This is a genomic window from Pseudomonas sp. S2_H10 (assembly GCF_054668285.1).
Genome location: NZ_CP162754.1, coordinates 4890816 through 4913083 on the forward strand (window position 1 = coordinate 4890816; position 22268 = coordinate 4913083).

19 protein-coding genes and 1 pseudogene are annotated in these 22268 nt (G+C 60.6%); 10 read left to right on the top strand and 10 right to left on the bottom strand.

Going from position 1 to position 22268, the window contains the following annotated elements:
* Positions 1-165 precede the first annotated feature (165 nt).
* Positions 166-1542 carry a multicopper oxidase family protein gene (locus AB4O16_RS21930; protein WP_460155790.1) on the top strand — a complete coding sequence of 459 codons (1377 nt, stop codon included), beginning with the start codon at positions 166-168 and terminating at the stop codon, positions 1540-1542.
* A complete protein-coding gene (gene tadA, locus AB4O16_RS21935; RefSeq protein WP_160390359.1) occupies positions 1542-2039 on the top strand; it encodes a tRNA adenosine(34) deaminase TadA in 498 nt (165 codons plus the stop codon). The genes AB4O16_RS21930 and tadA overlap by 1 nt, the downstream gene beginning before the upstream one ends.
* Before the next feature lie 126 nt (positions 2040-2165).
* On the opposite strand, the gene cmoB is transcribed toward tadA, so the two are convergent.
* The 8 genes from cmoB to AB4O16_RS21975 all read right to left on the bottom strand — a co-directional run bounded on the left by cmoB (position 2166) and on the right by AB4O16_RS21975 (position 12177).
* A complete protein-coding gene (cmoB, locus tag AB4O16_RS21940; protein ID WP_460155791.1) occupies positions 2166-3122 on the bottom strand; it encodes a tRNA 5-methoxyuridine(34)/uridine 5-oxyacetic acid(34) synthase CmoB in 957 nt (318 codons plus the stop codon).
* Positions 3119-3898, bottom strand: coding sequence for a carboxy-S-adenosyl-L-methionine synthase CmoA (gene cmoA / locus AB4O16_RS21945; protein ID WP_178120843.1), 780 nt, complete (start codon positions 3896-3898; stop codon positions 3119-3121). Before cmoA ends, cmoB begins: the two co-directional genes overlap by 4 nt.
* A gap of 151 nt (positions 3899-4049) precedes the next feature.
* Positions 4050-4685, bottom strand: a complete 636-nt coding sequence (locus AB4O16_RS21950) for a lysoplasmalogenase (RefSeq protein ID WP_460158084.1) — start codon at positions 4683-4685, stop codon at positions 4050-4052.
* A 2-nt stretch (positions 4686-4687) separates the two neighbouring features.
* A complete protein-coding gene (locus tag AB4O16_RS21955; RefSeq protein ID WP_460155792.1) occupies positions 4688-5080 on the bottom strand; it encodes a protease inhibitor I42 family protein in 393 nt (130 codons plus the stop codon).
* A gap of 212 nt (positions 5081-5292) precedes the next feature.
* Positions 5293-7710 (bottom strand): endopeptidase La, encoded by a 2418-nt coding sequence (lon, locus tag AB4O16_RS21960; RefSeq protein ID WP_460155793.1) that lies wholly within the window; start codon positions 7708-7710, stop codon positions 5293-5295.
* Between the two features lie 230 nt (positions 7711-7940).
* Positions 7941-10352 (bottom strand): glucose/quinate/shikimate family membrane-bound PQQ-dependent dehydrogenase, encoded by a 2412-nt coding sequence (locus AB4O16_RS21965; RefSeq protein WP_460155794.1) that lies wholly within the window; start codon positions 10350-10352, stop codon positions 7941-7943.
* A gap of 213 nt (positions 10353-10565) precedes the next feature.
* Positions 10566-11948: a carbohydrate porin gene (locus tag AB4O16_RS21970; RefSeq protein ID WP_460155795.1), complete on the bottom strand. Its 1383-nt coding sequence runs from the start codon at positions 11946-11948 to the stop codon at positions 10566-10568.
* Positions 11941-12177, bottom strand: a complete 237-nt coding sequence (locus AB4O16_RS21975; protein ID WP_460155796.1) for a hypothetical protein — start codon at positions 12175-12177, stop codon at positions 11941-11943. The genes AB4O16_RS21970 and AB4O16_RS21975 overlap by 8 nt, the downstream gene beginning before the upstream one ends.
* A gap of 161 nt (positions 12178-12338) precedes the next feature.
* Between AB4O16_RS21975 and AB4O16_RS21980 the strand changes: the two genes are divergently transcribed.
* Both AB4O16_RS21980 and AB4O16_RS21985 read left to right on the top strand, forming a co-directional pair.
* Positions 12339-12569: a VF530 family protein gene (locus AB4O16_RS21980; protein WP_046041003.1), complete on the top strand. Its 231-nt coding sequence runs from the start codon at positions 12339-12341 to the stop codon at positions 12567-12569.
* A gap of 2 nt (positions 12570-12571) precedes the next feature.
* A complete protein-coding gene (locus tag AB4O16_RS21985) occupies positions 12572-13213 on the top strand; it encodes a Pr6Pr family membrane protein (protein ID WP_460155797.1) in 642 nt (213 codons plus the stop codon).
* 100 nt (positions 13214-13313) lie between these two features.
* Here the strand turns inward: AB4O16_RS21985 and AB4O16_RS21990 are convergent, their stop codons facing one another.
* Together AB4O16_RS21990 and AB4O16_RS21995 are read right to left on the bottom strand one after the other, a co-directional pair.
* Positions 13314-14096, bottom strand: a complete 783-nt coding sequence (locus tag AB4O16_RS21990; protein ID WP_460155798.1) for a siderophore-interacting protein — start codon at positions 14094-14096, stop codon at positions 13314-13316.
* A pseudogene (locus AB4O16_RS21995) lies at positions 14093-14667 on the bottom strand (PadR family transcriptional regulator). Before AB4O16_RS21995 ends, AB4O16_RS21990 begins: the two are co-directional and overlap by 4 nt.
* A gap of 504 nt (positions 14668-15171) precedes the next feature.
* Between AB4O16_RS21995 and AB4O16_RS22000 the strand changes: the two are divergent.
* From AB4O16_RS22000 to AB4O16_RS22025, 6 genes are all read left to right on the top strand, one after another.
* Entirely contained in the window at positions 15172-15651 is a 480-nt protein-coding gene (locus AB4O16_RS22000; protein ID WP_110660073.1) for a CS1 type fimbrial major subunit, read from the top strand.
* Positions 15652-15762: 111 nt separating this feature from the next.
* Complete coding sequence (locus AB4O16_RS22005) at positions 15763-18285, top strand: TcfC E-set like domain-containing protein (RefSeq protein ID WP_460155799.1); 2523 nt, start codon at positions 15763-15765, stop codon at positions 18283-18285.
* Complete coding sequence (locus tag AB4O16_RS22010) at positions 18286-19536, top strand: hypothetical protein (protein WP_460155800.1); 1251 nt, start codon at positions 18286-18288, stop codon at positions 19534-19536.
* A gap of 79 nt (positions 19537-19615) precedes the next feature.
* On the top strand, positions 19616-20887 hold the full coding sequence (locus AB4O16_RS22015) for a hypothetical protein (RefSeq protein ID WP_460155801.1): 1272 nt from the start codon (positions 19616-19618) through the stop codon (positions 20885-20887).
* Between the two features lie 59 nt (positions 20888-20946).
* The gene (locus AB4O16_RS22020) at positions 20947-21690 is read left to right on the top strand and encodes a molecular chaperone (RefSeq protein ID WP_460155802.1); all 744 of its coding nucleotides are present in this window, start codon (positions 20947-20949) and stop codon (positions 21688-21690) included.
* 64 nt (positions 21691-21754) lie between these two features.
* On the top strand, positions 21755-22249 hold the full coding sequence (locus AB4O16_RS22025; protein ID WP_460155803.1) for a CS1 type fimbrial major subunit: 495 nt from the start codon (positions 21755-21757) through the stop codon (positions 22247-22249).
* Positions 22250-22268: the final 19 nt, after the last annotated feature.

Here is a 22268-nt window from a genome sequence, read left to right on the forward strand (position 1 = left end):
AAAAGCCGTGTGAACGCGAGTTCACACGGCTTTTTGCATTGCGGCGGGGCCTTCCTGCGGCCCGTCGCCGCGCCCGCTTTGCTGTTTCTTTCACAACTGCGGGTGTATCGTATTCGCCTTTTGCGGGCCCAGGGCCTGCCGCGTTCAAGTGAGGTAGTTGAGTTCATGTCCTTTACCCGTCGCCAAATCCTCGGTGGCCTGGCCGGTCTTGTAGTCGTTGGCGTGGGGGCCGGTGGTGCGTCGCGTTACTGGCTGGGCAAGATGGCCGACGCGGATGCCGGTCACGACTATGAGCTGATTGCCGCACCGCTGGATGTCGAACTGGTGGCGGGGCACAAGACCGAGGCCTGGGCTTTCGGACCATCGGCGCCGGGCACCGAGTTGCGAGTGCGTCAGGGTGAATGGCTGCGGGTGCGCTTCATCAATCACCTGCCGGTGGCGACCACCATTCACTGGCATGGCATCCGCCTGCCGCTGGAAATGGACGGTGTGCCTTATGTCTCGCAATTGCCGGTGCTGCCGGGCGAATATTTCGACTACAAATTCCGCGTGCCGGATGCCGGCAGCTACTGGTATCACCCGCATGTGAACAGCAGCGAGGAGCTTGGCCGTGGCCTGGTCGGGCCGCTGATCGTCGAGGAACGCGAGCCGACCGGTTTCAAGTATGAAAAAACCTTGAGCCTCAAGAGCTGGCATGTCGACGATGTCGGCAATTTCGTCGAGTTCAGCATTCCCCGGGAAGCGGCCCGTGGCGGTACGGCGGGGCGCCTGGCGACCATCAACGGTGTGCCGCAGGCGGTGATCGACTTGCCGGCCGGGCAGATCACCCGGGTGCGCATTCTCAACCTCGATAACACCCTGACCTATCGCCTGAATATTCCCGGCCTCGAAGCGCAGATCTACGCGCTGGACGGCAACCCGATCGAGCCGCGTCCGCTCGGCAAAGAGTACTGGCTCGGTCCGGGCATGCGCATTTGCCTGGCGATCAAGGCCCCGCCGGCCGGTGAGGAGTTGTCCCTGCGCAACGGTCCGGTGCGTCTGGGCACCTTGCGTTCGGTGGCCAATACCGACGCGCCCACCGAGTGGCCGCCGGCACTGCCGGCCAACCCGATCGCCGAGCCGGACCTGGCCAATGCCGCGAAACTCAACTTCAATTTCGAATGGGTCGGTTCGGTGTCGGTCAACGTCGACAACGGCAAGCCGCCAAGCCTGTGGCAGATCAACGGCAAGGCCTGGGACATCACCGACAAGACTTGCGCCGACCGGCCTATTGCCAAGCTCGAGAAGGGCAAGAGCTACATTTTTGAATTGAAGAACATGACCCAGTACCAACACCCGATTCACCTGCACGGCATGAGCTTCAAGGTCCTCGCCTCGAACCGGCACAAGGTCATACCGTACTTCACCGACACCTACCTGCTGGGCAAGAACGAGCGCGCACAAGTGGCGCTGGTGGCGGATAACCCCGGTGTGTGGATGTTCCATTGCCATGTGATCGACCACATGGAAACCGGCCTGATGGCCGCCATCGAGGTGGCGTGATGCGTCAGATTCGACCCGCCGCCATCATCGACCGCAGCCGTGATCGCGACTTCATGCGTGAAGCCCTTGCCCTGGCCGCCCAAGGTGCCGCCCTCGGCGAAGTGCCGGTGGGCGCGGTGCTGGTGCAGGACGGGGAGATCATCGGTCGTGGCTTCAATTGCCCGATCAGCACCAGCGATCCCAGTGCCCACGCCGAGATGGTCGCGATCCGCGCCGCCGCCGAGGCCGTGAGCAACTACCGCCTGCCGGGCAGCACGCTGTATGTGACGCTGGAGCCGTGCAGCATGTGCGCAGGCTTGATCGTGCACTCGCGGATAACGCGGGTCGTGTACGGCGCGCTGGAGCCGAAAGCCGGGATCGTGCAGAGCCAGGGGCAGTTCTTTACCCAGGGATTTTTGAATCACCGGGTGCTGCATGAAGGCGGGGTGCTGGCGGAGGAGTGTGGGGCGGTGCTGAGCGAGTTCTTCAAGGCCCGGCGCGCCAAATCTTCAGAATAACTACCAACCCTGTGGGAGCGGGCTTGCCCGCGATGAGGGCCTTTCAGTCAACGAAGATGTTGAATGTTAGTCCGCTATCGCGGGCAAGCCCGCTCCCACAGGTTTTTTGGTGTTTGGGAGATCGGGTTACTTCTTCGCCACAATCACCGCGCGCATCGGCGCCGGCAGCCCTTCAACGGTCTTGCTGTGATCCTCGGGATCGAGGAAGTCACTGAGCGACTGATACTTCATCCATTCCGTCCCGCGCTGTTCCTCGACCGTGGTGGTGCTCACGTCCACGCACTTCACGTCGGTGAACCCGGCACGGCGCAGCCACAACTCCAGCGCCGGCACCGACGGCAGGAACCACACATTGCGCATCTGCGCGTAGCGGTCTTCCGGCACCAGCACCTGATGCTTGTCGCCTTCGACCACCAGGGTTTCCAGCACCAGCTCGCCACCCTTGACCAGGCAATCCTTCAGCGCCAGCAAATGCTCGATGGGCGAGCGGCGGTGGTAGAACACACCCATGGAAAACACCGTGTCGAAACCTTCGAGGTTCGGCGGCAGGTCTTCGAACGGGAAGGGCAAGTGCCAGGCGTTCGGCTCGGACAGGTAGCGCTGCACCGCCTGGAACTGGCAGAAGAACAGCCAGTTCGGGTCTACGCCGATCACGCTGTCGGCACCGGCGCCGAGCATGCGCCACATGTAATAGCCGTTGCCGCAGCCGACATCGAGGATGCGCTTGTCTTTCAGGTCCAGGTGCGGGGCGACCCGTGACCACTTCCAGTCCGAGCGCCATTCGGTGTCGACGTGCACACCGAACAGGTCGAACGGCCCCTTGCGCCATGGCGACAGGCCCATCAGCGCGGTGCGCATTTGTGCACGGGTTGCATCGTCGCAATCGGTGTCGAGCTTCAAGCCATTGAGCAAGTCGACTTCGCTCGGCTGGATCTTCGGCAGGGCGTCCAGCGCACTTTGCCAGCGCTCCAGGTCGCCGTGACCCTTTTCCATTTTCTTGTCGAGTTGTGCCTGCAGGGTGTTGGCCCAATCGGCCAGCGGAGTGCCGGCCAAGCGACGGGCGAGGGGGGACAGATCAATCATGGCAAGGCAATCAACGAGGCAAAGTTAAGACACTGGAACCACGGCACGACTTTCGAGAACCCGGCGGCCAGCAGGCGTTCGCGGTGTTCTTCGAGGCTGTCGGGCTTCATGACGTTTTCGATGGCGCTGCGCTTCTGGGCGATTTCCAGCTCGCTATAGCCGTTGGCGCGTTTGAACGCTACGTGCAGGTCGGTGAGCAATGCGTGTTCCTGCTCGTCTTCGAAGCGCAGTTTTTCCGAGAGGATCAGCGCACCGCCGGGCAACAGCGACTGACGGATGCGCGACAGCAACGCCGTGCGCTGGTCGGGTGCGATGAATTGCAGGGTGAAGTTCAGCGCGACCACCGAGGCTGGCTGGAACGCCAGCGCAAGGATGTCGCCCTCGATCACTTCGACCGGCAGCAACTCCTGGAACATCGAATCCTGACCGTTGAGGTACTCGCGGCAGCGCTCGACCATCGCTGCGGAGTTATCCACAGCGATGACGCGGCAACCGTCGGTGCGCACGTGGCGGCGCAGGGCTTGGGTCACGGCACCCAGCGACGAGCCCAGGTCGTAGAGCACGCTATTGGGCTGGGCGAATTGCGCGGCGAGCACACCGAGGTTTTCGACGATGGTCGGGTAACCCGGCACCGAGCGTTTGATCATGTCCGGGAACACCCGCACCACGTCCTCGTTGAAGGCGAAGTCAGGCACCTGGGCCAAAGGCTGGGCGAAAAGGCGATCGGGTTCTTTGCTCACGGCGGTTCCAGCGGTGTAGGTGGAAAAGGCCGGCATTTTAGCCAAGTTGGCGCGCGGATGCGCGGGTTGTCTGATAAAGCGCCAAGCAGCCTGCAATCTGTGTGTTCAGTGATATTGCTATCGCGAGCAAGCTCGCTCCCGCAGGGACTGCGCAGTACCTGTGGGAGCGAGCTTGCTCGCGATGGGGTCAACGCGATTTCTGAGCGAACGCCGAGGCAGTAATCCCCCATTGCCCCAGCCAGTAACTGAGGATGATCACATAAGGCGCCGCGTCGAACGGCATCACGAAACGGCTGATGCCAATCACGCTGTCGGAGAACACAAACGCCACCGCACCGCCCGCCGCCAACAGCGCCGAGCGCTTGGGCACGTCGGTACCGAGCCGCGCCAGCGCACGCCAGAGCATGGCGCTGATGGCCGTGCCGTAGACAATCACGGGCACCAGCAGTGGGCCGAGGCCGTTGGAAATCAGAATCCCCAGCAGGACGGCACCGACACCGAGCGCCAGCACCAACGGCAGCACGGCCAGGCGTCGGCAATCACTCAGATAAGCCTTTAGATAAGCCAGGTGCGCGACCAGAAACGCGCCCAGCCCAAACACGAACAAGTCCCCCGGCCACGCCAGCAACACGTCCCCGAGCAGGGAGAAGATCAACCCCAGGCTGATCCAGCGTCGATACTCGCCTGGCGGTGCGTCATGCAGCCAGCCGAGCAGGGCCAGCACGGGCAGCGGCTTGACCAGCAGGCACAACAGGGAGGCATGCACGCTCACGCCATAAAGAAAGGTCACCGCGCCCATCAGCGCCAGAATCAGCCAACCCACGGTCAGTTGACCGAGATCGCGCAGTCGAAGATCTCCACCGGCAACACTTCCGGTGCCCATGGCTGTTGCGAGGTCAGGCGCAGGCGTCCGGTGCCGGCCGCGAAGGCCTGAAAGCGCCAGGTCGAGACCCCGGCTGAGCCGACAATGCCGGCATCTTCCGGGTTTCGATAAACCTCTGGCCCCAGAGCGTGCAAGACGCCGCCGGCCGAATCCTGGATCGCCCAGCGATAGCCCGTGGTCGGGTTGCTCGGCAGGGTCAGGATCAGGGTTTGCCCGCTGGTGAGTTTCACCGGACATTCGCTCTGTTTTTCCACGGTCACGTTGTGTGCAGGTTGCGTGGCGCATCCGGCCAGCACGGCGAGGGCGAGGGGGGCAAGCAGGCGAATGGGGGACATAGGGTCAGGGGCTCCGGCGTTCACGACGAACGGCGAGCATAACCGAGATAAGACAAGATGTGACAGCTGGGGAAGGTGTCGTCCGGGCTGACGCCATCGCTGGCAAGCCAGCTCCCACAGTGGCCGGCGGTGTTCACAAAAGTTGTGCTCACCACAAACCCTGTAGGAGCTGGCTTGCCAGCGATAGCGGTAGCGCAGGCACTACAGGAGCATCAGAACAACACCTTCGCCACATCCGCAAACCGCTTGGCAAAGTGCGCGGTAATGCCTTCCTTCAGATACTCCGGCAGTTCCTCGAAATTGCCCCGGTTCGCCTCCGGCAAAATCAGCTCGAAAATCTTCTGTCGCCGCGCCGCAATCACCTTTTCCCGCACCCCGCCAATCGGCAGTACATGCCCGGTCAGCGTCAGTTCGCCGGTCATGGCCACGCCTTTTTTCGGCGGCTGGTTGCGCGCCAGCGACAGCAGGGCGCTGGCCATGGTCACGCCGGCGCTCGGGCCGTCTTTCGGCGTTGCACCTTCCGGCACGTGCAGGTGGACGAAGGCTTCGTCGAAAAATTTCGGATCGCCGCCATAGGACTTCAGGTGCGAGCTGACGTAGCTGTAGGCGATTTCCGCCGACTCTTTCATCACGTCACCCAGTTGCCCGGTGAGCTTGAACCCACGGTTGAGGGTGTGGATACGCGTGGCTTCGATCGGCAGGGTCGCGCCGCCCATGCTGGTCCAGGCAAGGCCAGTGATCACGCCAACACCCGACAGCACCTGCTCGTTGCGGAACACCGGTTTGCCGAGGGACGTTTCGAGGTCTTTCGGGCCGAGCTTGATCACCGCCTTTGGATCGTCGAGCAGTTTCATCACCGCTTTGCGCACCAGTTTGCCGAGGTTTTTTTCCAGCTGGCGCACGCCGGCTTCACGGGCATAACCGTCGACCAACGCCTTGAGCGCACTGTCGCTGATGCTCAGGCTGCCTTTGGACACGCCGGCTTTCTCGAGCTGCTTGGGCCACAGGTGACGCTTGGCGATGGCGACTTTTTCTTCGGTGATGTAGCCCGACAGGCGAATCACTTCCATCCGGTCCAGCAACGGGCCGGGGATCGAATCGAGGGTGTTGGCGGTGCAAATGAACAGCACTTTCGACAGGTCCATGCGCAAGTCGAGATAGTGGTCGAGGAATTCGACGTTCTGCTCGGGGTCGAGGGTTTCCAGGAGTGCCGAGGCCGGGTCGCCCTGGTAGCTCTGGCCCATCTTGTCGATCTCGTCGAGCATGATCACCGGGTTCATCACTTCCACGTCTTTCAACGCCTGCACCAGTTTGCCCGGCTGCGCGCCGATGTAGGTGCGGCGGTGGCCCTTGATCTCGGCTTCGTCACGCATGCCGCCAAGGCTGAAGCGATAGAACGGCCGGCCCAGGGATTCGGCGATGGATTTGCCGACACTGGTCTTGCCCACGCCCGGCGGGCCCACCAACAGCACGATGGAGCCGCTGATCTCGCCTTTATAGGCGCCGACCGCGAGGAATTCGAGGATGCGGTCCTTGATGTCGTCGAGGCCGGCGTGGTGTTTGTCCAGCACCTTGCGCGCGTGCTTGAGGTCGAGCTTGTCCTCGCCGTACACGCCCCATGGCACCGAGGTCGCCCAGTCGATGTAATTGCGGGTCACCGCATACTCCGGCGAGCCGGTTTCGAGGATCGACAGCTTGTTCATTTCCTCTTCGAGGCGTTTCTGCACCTGCGCCGGCAGGACTTTGCCCACCAGCCGCTGTTCGAACTGTTCGAGGTCGGCGCTGCGGTCGTCCTTGGTCAGGCCCAACTCCTGCTGGATGACCTTGAGTTGTTCCTTGAGGAAGAACTCGCGCTGATGTTCACCGATCTTGCGGTTAACTTCGGCGGAAATCTCTTTTTGCAGGCGTGCGACCTCGACTTCCTTGCGCAGCATCGGCAGGACTTTCTCCATGCGCTTGAGCATCGGCACGCAGTCGAGCACTTCCTGCAGCTCACTGCCCGTGGCCGATGTGAGCGCGGCGGCGAAGTCGGTCAGCGGCGACGGATCGTTGGGGCTGAAGCGGTTGAGGTAGTTCTTCAACTCTTCGCTGTACAGCGGGTTGAGCGGCAGCAGTTCCTTGATCGCGTTGATCAGCGCCATGCCGTAGGCCTTGACCTCGTCGGTCGGCTCGGTGGGCTGGTGCGGGTATTCGACTTCCACCAGGTACGGCGGGCGGTGATGTTTGAGCCAGGTTTTCAGGCGTACGCGGGTCAGGCCCTGGGCGACGAACTGCAACTTGCCGTTTTCGCGGCTGGCGTGGTGCACCTTGACCAGCGTGCCGTAGAGCGGCAGGGCGGAGGTGTCGAAGTGGCGCGGGTCTTCCTGGGGCGTGTCCATGTAGAACAGGGCCAGGGAGTGGTGTTCGGACTTGGCCACAAGGTCCAGGGTCTCGGCCCATGGCTCTTCGTTGACGATGACCGGCAGGACCTGGGCCGGGAAGAACGGTCGGTTGTGAATCGGAATGATGTAGACCTTGTCCGGCAGGTTCTGCCCGGGCAACGCCAGGCCTTTGCCGGGTTTGTGCTGCGGGGCGTTTTCCGGGTCGGCGTATTCGCTCGGGTCTTCGGGGAATTCCTGCTGGTCGCTCATGGGGGCACCTGCGCAATGGGTATGGGTCTTAGATGGGGCAGGTTGGCGGTGGTTTCAACGGTCATTTTCTGCAACGCCGTGTTTCGAAGGCGTGTTCAGCGCAGAGACAGGTTAGCTGGATTTCGGTGCGACGCGCTCCCACAGGAGGCCGGGGGTGTTTTGAAATCTGCGGCCACAAAAAAAGGCGACGTCCTCACGGACGTCGCCTTTCGTTTTACTGCCGCTAAAACTTATTCCGACAGTTTGTACGCAATCACATAGTCACCCTGCTTGGTGCCCAGCGAGCCGTGACCGCCCGCCACGACCAGCACGTATTGCTTGCCGTCCTTGCCGGTGTAGGTCATCGGCGTGGTTTGCGCGCCGGCCGGCAGGCGGCCTTCCCACAATTGCTTGCCGTTTTTCACGTCGTAGGCGCGCAGGTACTGGTCGAGGGTGCCGCTCAGGAAACCAACGCCGCCAGCGGTGGTGAAGGTGCCGCCCAGGCTTGGCACGCCCATGCTCAACGGAATCGGAACCGGCGAGCTGTCGCGCACGGTGCCGTTCTTGTGCTTCCAGAGGATCTGATGGGTGGTCAGGTCAACGGCTGCCACGTAGCCCCACGCTGGCGCCTGGCACGGCAGGCCCATTGGCGACAGCAAGGCTTCGAGGACCACGCCGTATGGCGCGCCCTTGTTCGGCTGCACGCCTTCGGTTTCGCTTTTGCGCGGGCCTTGGGCGGCGATTTCAGCGGCCGGGATCATTTTCGATTTGAACGCCATGTAGCTCGGGTTCACGAAAGCGATCTGACGTACCGGGTCAACCGAGATGCCGCCCCAGTCGAACACGCCGAAGTTGCCGGGATACACGATCGAACCCTGCAGCGATGGCGGCGTGAACGGGCCGTCGTAGCGCATGGACTTGAAGTCGATCCGGCAGATCAGCTGGTCGAACGGGGTAACGCCCCACATGTCGCGCTCTTGCAGCGGCGGCGGCATCAGGTTGAGGTCGGATTTGGGCTGTGTCGGCGAAGTGTGGTCGCCTTCCACCGCGCCTTGCGGCACCGGTACTTCGTTGATCGGCACGATGGCCTGGCCGGTGCTGCGGTCCAGCACGTAGATGCTGCCTTGCTTGGTCGATGCCAGCACGGCCTGCTTCACGCCGTCAGCGGTTTTCAGGTCCATCAGGGTTGGCTGGCCGCCAACGTCCATGTCCCACAGGTCGTGGTGGGTGAACTGGAAGTGCCAGCGTACTTTGCCGGTGGCGATGTCCAGGGCGGTCAGGCCGGCAGCGTGCAGCTCCGATTCCGGCGTGCGTGCGCCACCGAACTGGTCCGGGGTCTGGTTGCCCATCGGCAGGTAGAGCATGCCGAGTTTTTCGTCGACGGCGAACATGGACCACATGTTCGGCGAGTTACGGGTGTAGGTCTTGCCTTCAGCGATCGGTGTGGTGTCGTCCGGGTTGCCGCTGTCCCAGTTCCACACCAGTTTGCCGGTGTGCACGTCGAACGCGCGGATCACGCCGCTTGGCTCGTCGGTGGAGACGTTGTCGGTGACGTGGCCGCCAATCACCACCAGGTCCTTGGTGACCGCTGGTGGCGAAGTGGAGTAGTAGCCGCCGGCGGTGAAGCCGCCGATGTTGGCGCGCAGGTCAACCTGGCCCTTGTCGCCGAAGTCTTCACACATCTTGCCGGTGTCGGCATCGAGGGCGATCAGACGGGTGTCGGCGGTCGGCAGGAAGATGCGTCGCGGGCAAACAGCGCTGACAGGTGCCGGGCTGGCGCTGCCGGTCGGGCTCTGCTCGGAGGCGTACACGGCGTCGTCGTGATAGGTCACGCCACGGCAGGTCATGTGCGCCCAACCCTTGAAGTTCGCCGCGTTCTGCGTGGAGAGCTTCGGATCGAAACGCCAGATTTCCTTGCCGGTATCCGGGTCCAGTGCGATCACCTGGCTGTGCGGCGTGCACACGTAGAGCATGCCGTTGACTTTCAGCGGGGTGTTTTCGGCGGTGGTTTCACCCGGGTCGTTCGGCCCTGGCAGGTCGCCGGTGCGGTAGCTCCAGGCCTCAACCAGTTTGTGCACGTTCTGCGGGGTGATCTGCGCCAGCGGCGAGTAACGGTCACCATGGGCGCTGCGGCCGTAGGAGTTCCAGTCACCGTCGGGCATGGCCGGGGCGGTGTTGGTCATGCCATCGACGCTGTCGCGCTCCAGTTGACCCTTGATCTCCCCCGGGTTGGTGAACTGGCTGGCCAGTGCGGTGGCACCAGCGAGCACGACGGCCACGCTCAGGGCGCCGGTGCCCATCGGGGCGGCGCCGGTCACCAGCAGCGGCCGACGGAACCACGGCAGCAACATGACGATACCCAGTCCGAACAACAGCGACAGGCGCGGCACCAGTTGCCACCAGTCGAGGCCGACTTCCCAGAGTGCCCACACGGTGCTGGCGAACAGCACCAAGGCGTACAGGCCCAGGGCGGCGCGGCGAGCCATCAACAACAGGATACCGGTCAGCGCCAGGCCGATACCGGCCAGCAGGTAATACAGCGAGCCGCCGAGCATGCTCAGCTTGATTCCCCCGGCCAGCATGGCCAGGCCCATCAGCAGAAGCAGAATGCCGAGCAGGCTCGGCAATAGACGGCTTCGACTCAAGGCACTATCTGTGCTCATAGTGTGATTCTCCGTGACGTTTCATAGAGTCCCGCGCAAGTTCACTGTAGATGACGATCCGGCGCGGGCATGGTTCATAAACTTGACGCATTCCCTGTAGGAGCGAGCCTGCTCGCGAAAAACCCGAGAACGCCGCGGGGTGTCAGGTTCGCAGCGTTATCGTTGACGTCCATCGCGAGCAAGCTCGCTCCTACAAAGGGGTTGTGGTGTTTTTCAGAACGAGGACTGGACCTTGATCCCGCCGATCAGCGCGTCATCGACCTTGTTCACGCCACCGGGATGGCGGATGTATTGCAGGTTCGGGCGCACGGTCAGCCAGTTGGTCACGTGCACACCGTAATAGAGTTCGGCGCTGTATTCGGTGTCCTGGGGCGGCAGGTAGGACGGATTGTCGTAATCGAAAACGACATTGGCCTGGTTGGTCGCCTCTGCATTCTTGCGATAGGCCGGGTTGACGTGGACGCGGGCCATGGCAAAACCGATGTCGTCCCGGGCGCGTGCGTCGAACGGGCCTTTGTAGACGAGGCCGGCCTGGACGTAGTTGTCGATGGCGTTGGTCTTCTTGTCGTGCATCGTGCCGTTGGCGAACAGGCTCAGGCCGCGGGAGTGGTCGCTGGCCAGGCTGGTGACTTGCTGCTGAAGGCCCAGCCACACGCCGTGCTTGCTCGAGGCGCTGCGGTAGGCTTCGCCGCTCAGGGCGGCGGGCTGGCCATTGCTGTCCTTGTAGACATCGGTGGCGCTGGCGTTGCTGTAGTAGTAACCGGCGCGGTACTCGCCCGGCAGGCCGTTGAGCTTCGGCGTCCACACCAGCTCCACCGGCAGGACCGCGCCCTGGGTGCCGCTGCCGCTGAGCTTGAAGCCGTTGTCGCGATCAAGGTTCGACGGGTTCTGCTCGTACGCGCCGACCTGTGCATAAAGTTCTGGCGTCAGGTGATATTTGACCCGCAGCGCCCATTGGCTGACCGGCCAGTTGTACCAGATGTCACCCGCCCAGTTGCCGACCTGGGAGCCGCAGAACGCCAGGTTCTGGAAGTCGCAGGGGAAGCTGTTGAAGTCTTCGCCTTCACCGAATCGGCCGACCTTGATGTCGAGTTTTTCATCGAGGAATTTCTGCTGATACCACATCTGCGTCAGGCGCCAGGTCTGGCCGCGGCCCCAGACTTCCTGGGCCGAGGTGAAGCCGCCGACACGCGGGTCGTTGATGCGGTCGTTGCTGATGTTGTTGCCGCTGCGCTCGGTGATGGTCAACTGGAACTCGGCGCCGTTCCAGCCGAGGATCTTCTGCAAATCCAGGTGGGTGCCCAGGCCGAACTGGTCGCTGTAGCGCGCGGTACGGTCGTGGTCGTAGCCGCCATGCAGGTTGCTGCCCATTTCACCGGTGTAATCGACTTTGAAGTCGTAGCCTTTTTCCGCCAGTTCTGTACGGGTGCCATTCCAGTCGCCGAGCATCCACGGTGAGTCGCTGTCGAAGGCAGGTGCGGCTTGAGCGCAGGAGGCGAGGCTCAGCGCCGTGAGGCCGCCGATCAGCGCCAAGGCGTTTGGACTGGCAAAAGATGTTGAGACAGCGCTGTCTCGCGGAGTTTTAAAATCAGGCATAGAGAGGAAGTTCTTGATCTTTTTCTGGGGGAATAACGAAAACAGCGGCGTAAAGCTCGGTGCAGAAGCGTTTCAGCCAAGGCGGGCGCAAGGATAATGTTCTGTTACAAATAGAGAAAGCGCTTTTGCTGACATGCAGCTTTTCGGAATCGGTAACAGTCAGCTCTTTGTAGGAGCGAGCTTGCTCCGGGCGGCGTTCCGACGATGGTCGTGAACGATAACGCGTCAAACCAGATACCCAGCGGCGTCGTTGCGTTTTTCGCGAGCAAGCTCGCTCCTACAGGATTCCAGCGTCCCAAGATCACCTACATTTGATAGATCGCTTCCACCCGACGAAACCCTCGGCTAAGGTGCGCGGCTTCCAATTCCCTCTCCGCATGAAGGCCCGGCATGACCGAACACAACACTGACCCGCTGCACGGCGTGACGCTGGAACAGATCCTCAATGCGCTGGTTGAACATTACGAGTGGTCGGGGCTGGCCGAACGCATCGATATCCGCTGCTTCAAGAGCGAGCCGAGCATCAAGTCGAGCCTGACGTTCCTGCGCAAAACCCCGTGGGCGCGGGAGAAGGTCGAACGTCTGTACGTGAAGTTGATGCGTACCAAGCGACCGCTTTGAACATGATCGCCCCGTCCGGATTTCGCCGTCATTTCGTGGCCGTGGCTGCCACGCTCGGTTGGGCGGGTTTGAGCATCCAGATGTACCTGGTTTTCCATTCACGCTGGACGCTGGGTGCCAGCCTGATCGGCGGGCTGATGAGCTTTTTCAGCTACTTCACCGTGCTGAGCAATACCCTGGTGGCGACCGTGCTGACCTGTGAATGGACATCCCGCGAGTCAGCCGCGCGCCGCTGGTTCCTGCAGCCCTGGGTCAGCAGTGCGATCGCGGTGAGCATCGCCGTGGTGAGCCTCGCCTACAACCTGCTGCTGCGCCACTTGTGGCATCCCGAGGGTTGGCAGTGGCTGGCCGATGAACTGTTGCACGACATCGTGCCGCTGCTGTTCCTGGGGTACTGGTGGGCCTGTGTGCCCAAGGGCACCCTGCGCCTGTGGCATATCGCGGTGTGGGTGATTTATCCGCTGCTGTATTTCGCCTATGCGCTGTTGCGCGGGCATCTGCTGGCGGTTTATCCGTATCCCTTCGTGGATGTGGACAAACTGGGTTATCCACAGGTGTTCATCAATGCAGGCGGGTTGTTGGCGGGGTTTGTGGTGATTGCGTTGCTGGTGATCGCGGTGGATCGGTGGCGGGCTCGGAAGTGAGCGCGGATGTGGCGGTTTGGAGTGCTTTATGTGGCGAGGGGGCTTGCCCCCGTTCGGCTGCGAAGCAGGCGCAAACCCCCTCGCCACAATGTGACTCCAATCACTCCTCGTCGCTGTCATCCAGTTTCCAGTAGCCAACCGCCTTGACGAACTGCTCGTCCAGCCCGTGATCATCGAGCAACACCCGCCGAATCTGCCGCGAAACCTTGCTCTCGGTCGCCACCCACGCGTACAGGCTGCCGGTTGGCACCTGGATCTGGCGCACGGTGCTCAACAAATGATCCTTGCCGCCTTCGCGCAGCACCCAGATCACATTGACCTCGGCCGGGCTGTGCAGCACTTGCTGCTCCTTGCCGTTCTCCACTTCGACGATCACCAGTGCACGGCGGTTGGCCGCCAGGCCTTCCAGGCGCCGGGCGATGGCGGGTAGGGCGGTTTCGTCGCCGATCAGCAAGTAGCTGTCAAAGATGTCCGGCACGATCATCGAACCGCGCGGCCCGCCGATGTGCAGGAACTGCCCCGGTTGGGCTTGCGCCGCCCAGGTCGACGCCGGGCCGTCACCGTGCAGCACGAAGTCGATGTCCAGTTCCAGGCTATCGAGGTCGTAGCGGCGCGGGGTGTAGTCGCGCATCTCAGGCAGCGGGCCGTTGTCCTTGCCGGCGCCCAGCACCAGGGTTTCCAGAGCGGCAGCCTGCTCGGCGTTCTGCGGGAACAACAGTTTGACGTGATCATCCGTGCCCAGGCTGACGAAGCCTGCCAATTGCGGGCCACCCAGGGTAATCCGGCGCATGCGCGGGGTCAGGTCGACCACGCGCAATACCTCCAGGCGACGGCGTTTGATTTCGTGCATGACACGGTGAATGGTGCTGATCACTTCAGTCATTCGGCTTTCTCCTGAACGGGTTGAACGGCGGGGCCGTCGACGATGGCCTTGGCGGTGTCGTTGAGCAGGTCACGGACCCGCAGGATTTCTTCCGGGCTCCAGCGCCCGTGGTGCATTTGCAGGGCGTGGCGCAGGTTATGCACCGCTTCGTGGATTTCCGCCGGGCGATCATGGCCGCGCAGCGAACGCTTGCTGACGTCGATGCGCATGCGCACGCCATCCAGTGCAACGGCTTGCTCTTTCAGGAATAGACGTCCGGCATCGGTGATGGTGTAGCGTTTTTTCCGCCTTCGGCGTCGCCCAGGATCAGTTCGCTTTCTTCCAGGAACGTCAGGGTCGGGTAGATCACGCCGGGGCTGGGGCAGTAGGCGCCCTCGAACATGCCTTCGATCTGGCGGATCAGGTCGTAGCCGTGGCACGGCTGTTCGGCGATCAAGGCCGGCAGCAACAGTTTCAGATCGCCGGGGGCAAACACCCGGGGGCCGCGGCCACCGCGTTCGCGGGGGGAGCGTTTCTCGAAGCCTTCACGGCCGTCGCCGTGTTCACGGTGGGGGGAATGATGGTCTCTCATTTTTGCGTTCTCTCGTCGTGTTTAGATGTAACTTAAGATATATCTTAAGAAGATGGCAAGCCCTCCCGACCAGCGGCCACTCCTGACTGCAAAATGGAAATCAGCGTCAAACCCCAAAAAATAGTGATCAGCGGAGCGGGTCAAAAGGTCAAAATTAGTGTTAACTCTCTAATCTATTGTCCTTGTCCACTGTTTACGGGTAGTGTGGTATTGGTCTTACAGACGCTACGTGGTTAATATCTCGCAGGTCATGCTGTTAAAACGCTATTTGTAGTATTTCTCTTACAGTCAAACATTCGCTTTATATGTTTTTCTGCTTTTTTCTTTCTGCGTTAATGGCACTTTGGCTACGCATTAGCAGGAACCTTCCTGCTTACTTTCAAGACCAATTGGTCGATCATCTTTCGGCGTTGAAAGTTCAGCTGGGCAAATGGCTGCTCGTGACAGTTTTTACTCAACATGAACTTTCAGCACTCCATCCTTTTTAAAGACAGGTACTGAAAGATGTTCAAGAAAATCGCATTTGCTGCTCCCCTGGCTGTTCTGGCCCTGAGTTCTTCGATGGCGTTTGCCGCCACCGAAGCCCGGCACTCCATCAGCTTGAAGGCAACTGTCAACTCCGACGACTTTTACGCGGTGCCGGTTGATTTCGACCTGGTCAACAAGGATCAGGACATGAGCTACAACCCAGGCATCGACGCCATGAAAACCGTCGACGGGCACTTTGACGTCCTTCACACCGCCGGTAAGGTCAACGCGCGACTCGAAGGCGTTCCAAAGTTGATCGCCGGTAGTAAAACCATTGATTTGAAAGTCGAGCTCAATGGCAAGACATTGAATACCACTTCGCAGGAAGTTGTAGGAGATACTGATTCCAATACACGCTACCGCGCACCTTTCAAAATCAGTGCAATCACCAGCGGCAAACCTGATGCAGGCGAATACACCGGTGTTGTCATGTTGGTCGTTGAGCCTTCTGTCTAAACAAGACATTCGACACTGATACGCTTACTTGTTCCAGGTAACGTACCCGGTCGGCGAACTTTCCGGTTTGTCGGCCGTGTTTTGACTTCTTCGTAATCAGAGTATTCGTTCATGTTCCCGATGACGCCCATCGCGGCGGCGCTTGCGCTGCTGTTATGTAGCAGTGCATTTGCGGCGCCCACTTCCATTGATAACACGCCACGAAGTTTGCTGGCTCAGGCCAAGGGCCTGCCGGCCGAATTCGAAGAACATTTCTTCGATGTACCGCTGGCGGTTCGGGTCGAGCTCGATCAGCAACCCCTTGGCGAGGCGATGGTTGTGTTGTCCCGCGATGACCGGGTGACGTTGCTCGACTTCACCGATACCAGCGAAAGCCGCTTCAGTGCAGGTGAGCGCGAAACCTGGGCCGGTATTCTCAAACCCGGCGTGACGCTTGGCTCCTGCAGCGGGCAATGCCCGGAGCAAATGCTGGCGGCGCACTACAACCTTGAAAATTCATTGCTGTCGATCGTCACCGAAAATGCAGAGCGCGACAGCGAAGCCAAACGTTATTACGAGCAACCGCAAGGCGGCAGCAGCGGCCTGATGGTGCGTAACCAGCTCAATCTCAACGGCGGCCAGGACCAGGACCTGGGCGGTCGTTTTGGCCTGGAGGCCAGCGCCAGCCTGGGCAACTGGACACAGGCCTTCAACATGCAACTGTCTCGCCTTGGCGGCCCGGACGACAAGCTTTATCACGCCGTGCATGAGCTCTATAGCCAGCGCGAACTGGAAGGGAGCTTTTTTCGTCTGGGTTACTTCACCCCCAACTCCGAAGGCCTGACGCGCCAGCCCCGTTCATTCGGGACCAGCCCTGATACCGCTGTGGGGGTGATGTATGGCAGCTCCGACAGTCTGGCGATCGACAGCCCCAAGCCCAGCGTGTATCCGGTGTACGTCACGGCCAACCGTCAGGGGTCCGTGGAAATCTATCGCGATGGTTTGCTGATCAACACTCAGTCGGTGCCGGCGGGTTTGCAAACCCTCGACACGCGCCCCTTGCCCGGCGGCATTTATGAGGTGGAAGTGCGCCTGATCGAAGACGGTCAGGTGACGTCCACCACCCAGGAATTGATCTATAAGCCCAATAACTGGCGCAACTTTGATGAGCGCTGGCGCTACAACCTGTTCGCCGGGCAGGAAAGCAAACTGCTCAGCAATTGGGACCAGCAGTACAGTGGCGACGCAACGGCAGGCGCTGCGATCAACTACCTGCTGCACCCACGGGTGATTCTCGGGCTGTCGGCACGGCAGGTTCGCAACACGCTGCAATACGGCAGTTCTATCGATTGGAGCCTGGCCAACAGCATCAACCTGTACGCCAACCTTTATCAGACCGAAGACCACGGCACCGGCGTCGACCTGCAAGCGCTGTACAGCTATGGCTCGGGCAGCCTGGTGGTGAGTCACAACCGCAGCTGGCTCGACACCACCAACACTTACGACACGCTTCCTGACGGTACCCGCGTGCGCCAACGCAATGTATTCACCGGCGAGACCAGCAATTCATCGCTGGCGTTGAACCATCGGATCAGCCGCAAGAGTTCGCTCAATGCGCGGGTCTCGCACAGTGAAGGCAACGTTGAAGGTGTCGGCGTTGATCTGGGCTGGACGCAGCGCACCGAGTTGTTTGGCAGCGATGCCAACTGGCGGTTGTCGTTGTTTGATCGTCCGGGCAGCTACAGCAGCGGCAATGCGCGCAATCGTGGGGTCGACCTGAGTATCAATATGGCGTTGGGTCGTCCGGGCCAGCAGATCTCCGGCAGCATCGGCAGTCGCACCGCCCGTGATGGCAGCCGTGACAACAATGGCTCCATCGGTTTTCGCCAAGACCTGCAAGACCACGTACTGCAAAACGTCTCGGTGACCGCGCTCACCGACACCTATGGCGTCGGCTTGTCGAGCCTGGCGAACTTTCGCACCGATGCCATCAACGGCGACGGATTTATCCAGCGTTCGTCGTTCAACGGTAACTACACCGGAGGCTTGAACCTGGACAGTTCGGTGATCGTCGGTGCTCAGCGCATGGCCCTGACGAGTCAGCATCAGGGGCGAGGGGCGGGGATGATCGTCGACGTCGAGTCCGATATCGACGGCATCGCCTTGCGGGCCGACGACCTCAGCGGTGGTAGCGCGGCGTTGCGCCCGGGGCGCAATTTCATTCCGCTCACCGCCTATAAAAACAGTTCGGTGAGCTTCGACTTCGAAGGCAATCACGCGCCGGCGGCCAGTATCGAACCGGGTCGTACTCGCTATCACCTGAACAAGGGCGGCGTGGAGTACCGCAAGGTGCGCGTAATGAAAACCCTGACCGTGCTGGGGCGCTTGCTCGACCCGCAAGGTCGGCCGCTCAAGGGCCATCACGTGATCAACCATGCCAGCCGTGGCGTGAGTGAAGTCGATGGCTTCTTCTCGATGGAAATGCATGCCGGCTCGCCAACCCTGGAAGTGCGTTATGCCGACCAGTTGCTGTGTCAGTTCCGGCTCGATACCGACAAGCACCGCAGTGAAAACAACGTATTGATGATCGGGGATTTGCGCTGCTCGCCGGACACGTTGGCGGATGCCTCATTCACTCGACAGGAGGCCAGTTGAATGGTGAATCTCAAGACTTTTCTGCCGCAATGGCTGTGCGTGCTGGCGCTGTTTGTAACGCCCTCGGCCGAGGCGGTGAATCAGGAAATCAGGGCGTTGTTCCGTCCCGATTCGGCGAATCCGCAGCGCAACACGTTCATCAACAAGACCCCGGTCAGTGGTTACTGCGCGTCTTATCCCGACCAGTGCCAGGACAACGAAATCTTCAGTATCCGCCTGCCGACGCGCTTCGAGTCGGTCAGGGCCATGCAGCCCAATGATTCACCGCGCAACAGTTCGATGTTTACAGTCCCGGCGCAATGGCGTGCGTTGACAGTGACGAATGAGCAGACCGGGGAAACTGAACAGGTTGAGGTACGCATAGCCGGGTTTGGTTCTCAGTACTTGCTCAGCGATAAGGCGGCCAACCTCACGGGGGCGGTGAATGCGCTTGAAGGGCATAGGGCCTTGTGGGGCGGCCCGTTTGGGGGCTGGGTAAACCCGCCGTCTCCTTGCCAGTACAGTGGCGTCGGTTGGTACGACGACAGCTCTTACCAGTTTTTCTGGAAAACCCCGGTCCAGGGAACCTGCGTGAAAACCGCCAGTTTTCCGATTCCGGCCATGTCGTACAACTACCTGGATTTCGCTTATGAACTGCGCACGCCCAAGCCGCTTGGAATGTCGTCAGGGCTATACACCGGCGATCTGAGCTATCGCATCGGCCCTGGCGGTGACTTCGACATGGGCGATCTGATGCTGCCCACCGATGGCGATTTGACCTTGAACTTTGTGCTGGATGTTCAGCACACCCTGAAAGTCGAGATTCCGCCCGGCGGCGAAAGGATCCAGCTGGTGCCCGCCGGTGGCTGGCAGAGCTGGCTGCAGGCAGGGCGGCGTCCGGTGAACCTGTTCCGCGATCAGACTTTCAACATCTCGGCGTCGTCACGTTTCAAGATGCTAATAGATTGCGGGCCTGGAATTGGTAACGAATGCGCACTGGAAAATTCCGAGTTGAACAGACGAGTCGAGCTGTTCGTCTTTGTCAGCCTGCCCAATGGCATAACCGACCTTTCCGGACAACCTGTGAGGCGTTTGCGACTGAAGACGGGTGCGGGGAATGAGCTGTATTTCAAACCCGGTTTCTATGTGGATCGAGCACCGGGAACCCTGCATTTCGAAGTACCGCCCCATTCGATGGAAGGCATGCTGCGACCCGGTAGCGGCGGCAGGTATGCGGGCACTGTCAGGGTGTATTGGGATTCGGAAATCTGAAGGTGCGTGCTGCGAGCAAGCACGCCGCCATCCTTGGCCGATGTTCGCCACACGGGTCATTTTTACAGGGAGTTTTAGTGTGAAGACTTGCAATGGGATTGAACGGTGGTTGTTACGTTCTTTCGTGGCGCTTTTCAGTCTGGCGGTTTCGGTGTCGGCGCAGGCCGCCTCCATTGAGGTCACGGCTTCATTCAAGCCTGATCCGGGCAACCCGATGCGTAACGAATTTATCAATACGACGCCGTATACCGGGCACTGCTCCATTTACCCGACATTTTGCGAAGGGCTATCCATCTTCAGCATCCAGGTGCCGATCGAATTCAATTCCAATGGCCCGATCGAAGCCCGGCACAGCGATATGCGCAAAGGTGCGATGTTCAAGCCCCCGACCGAGTGGGCGTCACTACAGGTTGTTCATCAAGAGACCGGAGAACCGTCGATATTGCAGGTGCGCATAGCATCGATTGGCGGCCGGTACTACCTGCCGGAGCGGGTTCAAACCATCATCGGTGAGGGCGCGCCCGACAGTAATCCGGACGCGCACGAGATGCTGTGGAGTGGGTACAACTGGACCTATCCTCCGGCACCCTGTGGCTACACCGGAGGCATGTTTGTCGAGCCGACGTGGCGTTCGTTTTTTTGGTTGACGCGCCCAGGCAGTAGCTGTGTCCCGACGGCCGCTTACCGGATTGAAAGCCTGCGCTATGACATGTTTCAGATCGGCTACGAGCTTCGCACCCCCAATCCGCTGAAGATGTCCCCGGGACGCTATGTCGGCAGCCACACCTACGGGGTCGGTCCCGGACGTGATTTCGACATGGGCGACATCATGTTGCCCAGCGATGACAGCCTGACCATCAACTTCAATCTCGATGTTGAGCACACCCTCCAGGTAGAGATTCCTCCCGGTGGTGAAAACGTCCAGCTGGTTCCGGTGGGCGGCTGGCAAAGCTGGTTGCAGGCCGGGCGTCGGCCGGTGAGCCTGCTTCGAGACCAGACGTTCAACATCTCCGCCTCGTCGCGTTTCAATATGCAGTTGGAGTGCGAGACGCCAGGGATTGTCACCGATTGCCAGATTCGAGACCCCGTCACCAAGTACGCGGTGGAACTGCAAGTCAGCGTCAGCCTGCCCGATGGCTTGACCGATATGTCCGGGCAACCGGTCAAGCGGCGTCGCTTGCGTACCGGACAAGCCAACGCGCAACAGTTCCAGCCCGGCTTTTACGTGGACAGGGCTCCCGGCATCCTGCATTTCGAAGTACCGCCATACGTCATGGAGTTCATGTTGCAGCCCGGCAGAGGTGGCAACTATGCAGGTCGGGTCACGGTGATCTGGGATTCGGAAGTCTGATGAGCCGTGTATCGATACAGGGAGGTTGTGTTTTGTTCAATGTGAAGAGGTTTATGGCTATGAAGCGTTTGTTGCTGTTGATGGGTTTGAGCGGTTTTTCCCTGGCCATTTCGGCCGGACCGCAGATTAACGTCGGCACGGTGTATGACTATCTGGACGGGGAGAAGAGCACCTACCTCAAGCGCGTGTTCAACAGCGGTGACAGCACGGCGTTCGTCAAGGTCAACATCCTCGAAATCGTCTACGACGCCGACGGCGGCCACCAGGAAATACCGGTCAGGACGCAGGCGGATGGCAGTGGCCGCGATGGCTTGATGGCCAGCCCCGCGCGACTGATCGTGCCGGCCAAGGGCATGCAGGGCACGCGCCTGTTACACATGGGCGACCGTGACACCGAGCGTTATTTTCGCGTGCGTTTCATTCCTGTGGTGCCGGAGAAAGAAGACGAGTTCGCCGTGTCGAGTGAAGAGCGCGAAGCCTACAAAGAGAACTTGTCGGCGGGGGTCAACGTCATGACCGGTTTCGGTACGGTGTTTTTCGTACGTCCGAAAAACAGCCGCTTCGACAGCGTAATCGATGATAGCGCCAGTGTTTACCGCTTGCGTAACAACGGCAACACCGTGGTGCTGATCGATGAGTTTCGCAACTGCTCGCTGAAAAACGAAACCGAGTGTGAGCCGGTCACCAAGCATCACGTTCTGGCGGGAAAAACCTTCGAATTCGAAAAGAAACCCGGTCGTGAGTACCGTTTCAATCTGGTCGAGGGCGCGTCGAAAAAAGCGTTGCGCATTGCCAGCCAGTAACAGCGCAGGGGCGAGTGGCATGTGCTTGCTCGCGATTTTGTTTTTGACGTAGCAGGTAGCAGACATGATCAAGCAATCAGCCATCGGCATGTGCGCTGGCGTGATGGCGCTGGCGGGTTCCCTGGCGTTCGCGGCGCGGGAAGAACACAGGTTCTATGTCTCGGTGGACATTCCGACACTGGGCTTTTACGTGATCCCGGCCGAAACGGACTGGATACATCGCGAACAGATATTGCCATGGAACATTCACAGCAAAACCCTGGAGGGGATGCGCAAGAACTTCGACGTCAAGCATGACTCCAGCGCGATCGAGGCACGGCTGGAAGCCGAACCCTATTTGTCCAACGGCCGCGACGAGCAGAACATCTCTTTGCGCGTCAGTTTCAATGGTCAGGAGTTGAGCCATGATCCGCAACCGCGCGAAGTGGTATCGGCAGCCCAGGCCAGGGCCGGTGGGCGCTTCCCGCTGGAGATCCAGCCGAAAGTGCCCGCCGGCGGATACAAACCGGGTGTTTATTACGGCAATGTGCGAGTGATATTCATCGCCGCAGCGCCTTGATGTGCGGCAGCCTGATGGG

Excerpts from the sequence above, each read along its gene's own strand:
- lon (WP_460155793.1), bottom strand. The coding sequence starts at position 7,710 with ATGAGCGACCAGCAGGAATTCCCCGAAGACCCGAGCGAATACGCCGAC.
- cmoB (WP_460155791.1), bottom strand. The coding sequence starts at position 3,122 with ATGATTGATCTGTCCCCCCTCGCCCGTCGCTTGGCCGGCACTCCGCTG.
- AB4O16_RS21985 (WP_460155797.1), top strand. The coding sequence starts at position 12,572 with ATGATCGCCCCGTCCGGATTTCGCCGTCATTTCGTGGCCGTGGCTGCC.
- AB4O16_RS22025 (WP_460155803.1), top strand. The coding sequence starts at position 21,755 with ATGATCAAGCAATCAGCCATCGGCATGTGCGCTGGCGTGATGGCGCTG.
- cmoA (WP_178120843.1), bottom strand. The coding sequence starts at position 3,898 with ATGCCGGCCTTTTCCACCTACACCGCTGGAACCGCCGTGAGCAAAGAA.
- AB4O16_RS21980 (WP_046041003.1), top strand. The coding sequence starts at position 12,339 with ATGACCGAACACAACACTGACCCGCTGCACGGCGTGACGCTGGAACAG.
- AB4O16_RS21930 (WP_460155790.1), top strand. The coding sequence starts at position 166 with ATGTCCTTTACCCGTCGCCAAATCCTCGGTGGCCTGGCCGGTCTTGTA.
- tadA (WP_160390359.1), top strand. The coding sequence starts at position 1,542 with ATGCGTCAGATTCGACCCGCCGCCATCATCGACCGCAGCCGTGATCGC.
- AB4O16_RS22010 (WP_460155800.1), top strand. The coding sequence starts at position 18,286 with ATGGTGAATCTCAAGACTTTTCTGCCGCAATGGCTGTGCGTGCTGGCG.
- AB4O16_RS22020 (WP_460155802.1), top strand. The coding sequence starts at position 20,947 with ATGAAGCGTTTGTTGCTGTTGATGGGTTTGAGCGGTTTTTCCCTGGCC.
- AB4O16_RS21965 (WP_460155794.1), bottom strand. The coding sequence starts at position 10,352 with ATGAGCACAGATAGTGCCTTGAGTCGAAGCCGTCTATTGCCGAGCCTG.
- AB4O16_RS22000 (WP_110660073.1), top strand. The coding sequence starts at position 15,172 with ATGTTCAAGAAAATCGCATTTGCTGCTCCCCTGGCTGTTCTGGCCCTG.
- AB4O16_RS21970 (WP_460155795.1), bottom strand. The coding sequence starts at position 11,948 with ATGCCTGATTTTAAAACTCCGCGAGACAGCGCTGTCTCAACATCTTTT.
- AB4O16_RS22005 (WP_460155799.1), top strand. The coding sequence starts at position 15,763 with ATGTTCCCGATGACGCCCATCGCGGCGGCGCTTGCGCTGCTGTTATGT.
- AB4O16_RS21990 (WP_460155798.1), bottom strand. The coding sequence starts at position 14,096 with ATGACTGAAGTGATCAGCACCATTCACCGTGTCATGCACGAAATCAAA.
- AB4O16_RS21955 (WP_460155792.1), bottom strand. The coding sequence starts at position 5,080 with ATGTCCCCCATTCGCCTGCTTGCCCCCCTCGCCCTCGCCGTGCTGGCC.